The organism is Polaromonas sp. (assembly GCF_031411155.1).
In the GTDB taxonomy this organism is placed as follows: domain Bacteria; phylum Pseudomonadota; class Gammaproteobacteria; order Burkholderiales; family Burkholderiaceae_C; genus Polaromonas.
Map to the genome: position 1 here is coordinate 1 of NZ_JANOAL010000186.1, position 2,442 is coordinate 2,442.

4 protein-coding genes and 1 pseudogene are annotated in these 2,442 nt (G+C 62.9%); 1 reads left to right on the forward strand and 4 read right to left on the reverse strand.

What is annotated here, in order from left to right; genetic code table 11:
• Both RMO23_RS11825 and RMO23_RS11830 read right to left on the reverse strand, forming a co-directional pair.
• On the reverse strand, positions 1 to 189 hold a 189-nt coding region (locus tag RMO23_RS11825; protein ID WP_309681699.1), incomplete at its 3' end, for a YchJ family metal-binding protein.
• A gap of 5 nt (positions 190 to 194) precedes the next feature.
• Positions 195 to 317: a hypothetical protein gene (locus tag RMO23_RS11830; protein WP_309681701.1), complete on the reverse strand. Its 123-nt coding sequence runs from the start codon at positions 315 to 317 to the stop codon at positions 195 to 197.
• Positions 318 to 452: 135 nt separating this feature from the next.
• On the opposite strand from RMO23_RS11830, the gene RMO23_RS11835 reads away from it, so the two are divergent.
• The gene (locus RMO23_RS11835) at positions 453 to 668 is read left to right on the forward strand and encodes an addiction module protein (RefSeq protein ID WP_309681703.1); all 216 of its coding nucleotides are present in this window, start codon (positions 453 to 455) and stop codon (positions 666 to 668) included.
• Between the two features lie 325 nt (positions 669 to 993).
• Here the strand turns inward: RMO23_RS11835 and RMO23_RS11840 are convergent, their stop codons facing one another.
• Both RMO23_RS11840 and RMO23_RS11845 read right to left on the reverse strand, forming a co-directional pair.
• Positions 994 to 2,124 carry an acyl-CoA dehydrogenase family protein gene (locus RMO23_RS11840; RefSeq protein WP_309681705.1) on the reverse strand — a complete coding sequence of 377 codons (1,131 nt, stop codon included), beginning with the start codon at positions 2,122 to 2,124 and terminating at the stop codon, positions 994 to 996.
• Between the two features lie 45 nt (positions 2,125 to 2,169).
• Positions 2,170 to 2,442: pseudogene (locus tag RMO23_RS11845) on the reverse strand (acetyl-CoA C-acetyltransferase); the annotation flags it as partial.

Sequence of the window (2,442 nt, forward strand, 5' to 3'; positions counted from 1 at the left end):
CAGCAGGTAGTCGCTGCGGCCCAGCACGAAGGCGCTGTAGCGCGAGCGCATCAGCGATTCGGCATCGGGCGCGGGCGTGCCGGCAAAATCGTCCAGGTAGCGGCCGCAGCACGCCGGAAACGCGAGCGGCTTTTTCAGCGCGCCCAGACGGCCGCAGGGGCAGGTTTGAGTTTTCAAGGCTGGCTTCATGCCCATCAGCCCTCGCGGCCCTTGGCTGCCTTGCGTTCATCCATCGTTTCGGCCGGCGCGCCCTGCTTGAGCCATTCGGCGTAACCGCCGTCGATATGGGCGGCGTTGCAGTGAAATCTTTTGGGCATGTCTCACTCCAAACACGGTAACAAAACTCATCGCCTGCCGCTTCCTGGACCGCGCCATCGACAAGGGCATTACCCACAATTCTGGCCGGAATATCGGGTGGGTTGCTACGGGGCGGGAGTGCTAGACTTTGCCGCATGAAAGCCACATTGCAACCCGTTGAACACCTTGGCAAGTTTGAACGACTTCAGTTGGTGGAAGATTTGTGGGACGAATTTGCCGCTGAGACTGGCCCGGAAACCCGGAAAGACGTTCTGGACGAACTTGAACGCCGAGCGGCCTGGCGTGGCGCCCACCCGGCTCAGGGTAAAAGCCTGGCCCAGATCGCGCAATCGCTTGGCGTTCGCCTGTGACCTGGCGGGTTATTTTTGAAGCAGCGGCACAAGCCGAAATTGCCGAAACCTTCGACTGGTACGAACAAAAATCCTACGGACTGGGAGGGACTTTTTGCGTGTGGTTGCCGCAGCCGAAGAGCAACTGGCGCGCAACCCGGAGGCCTTTCCGCCCACCAGAGAGCGGTTCCGCCGCATTTTGCTTCGGCGCTTTCCCTATGCCCTGCACTTTGAACTGTTAAGCGATCAGAGCGTCTCCGTCCTGGCCTGCCTGCATCACCGTCGCAGCCCGGCCCGCTGGCCCGGAAACTAATTTCCGCCTGCGAGAAAGCAGAACCAGCGTCCGTCAAGCCAGCGCGCGCTGGATGATGATTTTCTGCACGTCGGACGTGCCTTCATAAATCTGGCAGACGCGCACATCGCGGTAGATGCGCTCGACCGGAAAGTCGTTCACGTAGCCGTAGCCGCCCAGCGTCTGGATGGCGGCGCTGCAGACCTGTTCGGCCATTTCGCTGGCAAACAGCTTGGCCATGGCGGCTTCTTTCAGGCACGGCAAACCGGCATCGCGCAGGCTGGCGGCGTGCCAGATCAGCTGGCGCGCCGCTTCAATCTTGGTGGCGCACTCGGCCAGCCGGAAACCGACCGCCTGGTGGTTGAGGATGGCGGTGCCAAAGCTCTGGCGCTCTTTGGCGTAGGCCACGGCCACCTCGAACGCGCTGCGCGCCATGCCCACGCTTTGCGCGGCGATGCCGATGCGCCCGCCTTCAAGACCGCCCAGCGCGATGCGGTAGCCCTCGCCCTCGGTGCCAATCAGGTTTTCGGCTGGAATGCGGCAGTTGTCAAAGTTGATCTGCGCGGTGTCGCTGCTGTTTTGGCCCAGCTTGTCTTCGAGCCGCGCCACCACATAGCCGGGCGCGTTGGTCGGCACGATGAAGGCGCTCATGCCCTTCTTGCCGGCGCCCTTGTCGGTGACGGCGATGACGATGGCGGCGTGGCCGTTTTTGCCGCTGGTGATGAACTGCTTGACGCCGTTGAGCAGATAGCCGTCACCGTCTTTGACCGCCGTGGTGCGCAGCGATGAGGCATCGCTGCCCACATGCGGCTCGGTCAGGCAAAACACGCCCAGCATCTGACCCTGCGCCAGCGGCATCAGCCACTGCTTTTTCTGCGCCGCATTGCCGTAGCGCATCAAGATCGCGTTGACCGGGCAGTTGGTCACGCTGATGGCGGTGCTGGTGCCGCCGTCGCCGGCGGCGATTTCTTCGAGCACCAGCGCCAGCGTGACGTAGTCGAGGTTGGCGCCGCCAAACTCTTCCGGCACGCAAATCCCGTAGGCGCCCAGCGCGGCCAGGCCCTGGTGCGCCTCGACCGGAAAGTGATGCTCCTTGTCCCAGCGCGCGGCGTGGGGCCAGAGTTCTTCCTTTGCAAACGCGCGCACCGCGTCGCGAATCATTTCCTGCTCTTGATTAAGTATCAAATCGACCTCCAGTCCACGGTTTACAAGCGCCAGCAGCTATTGTTTTCATAGCACTTCAAGCGCCAGCGCGGTGCCTTCGCCGCCGCCAATGCAGAGCGTGGCCACGCCCTTTTTGAGGCCGCGCGCCTTCAGCGCATGAATCAGCGTCACGAGGATGCGGGCGCCGCTGGCGCCAATCGGGTGGCCCAGCGCGCAGGCGCCGCCGTTGACGTTGACGATGTCGTGGCTGATGCCCAGCTCCGTCATCGCGGCCATGGGGACGACGGCGAAGGCTTCGTTGATTTCCCATAGGTCCACGTCTTTCACGGTCCAGCCGAT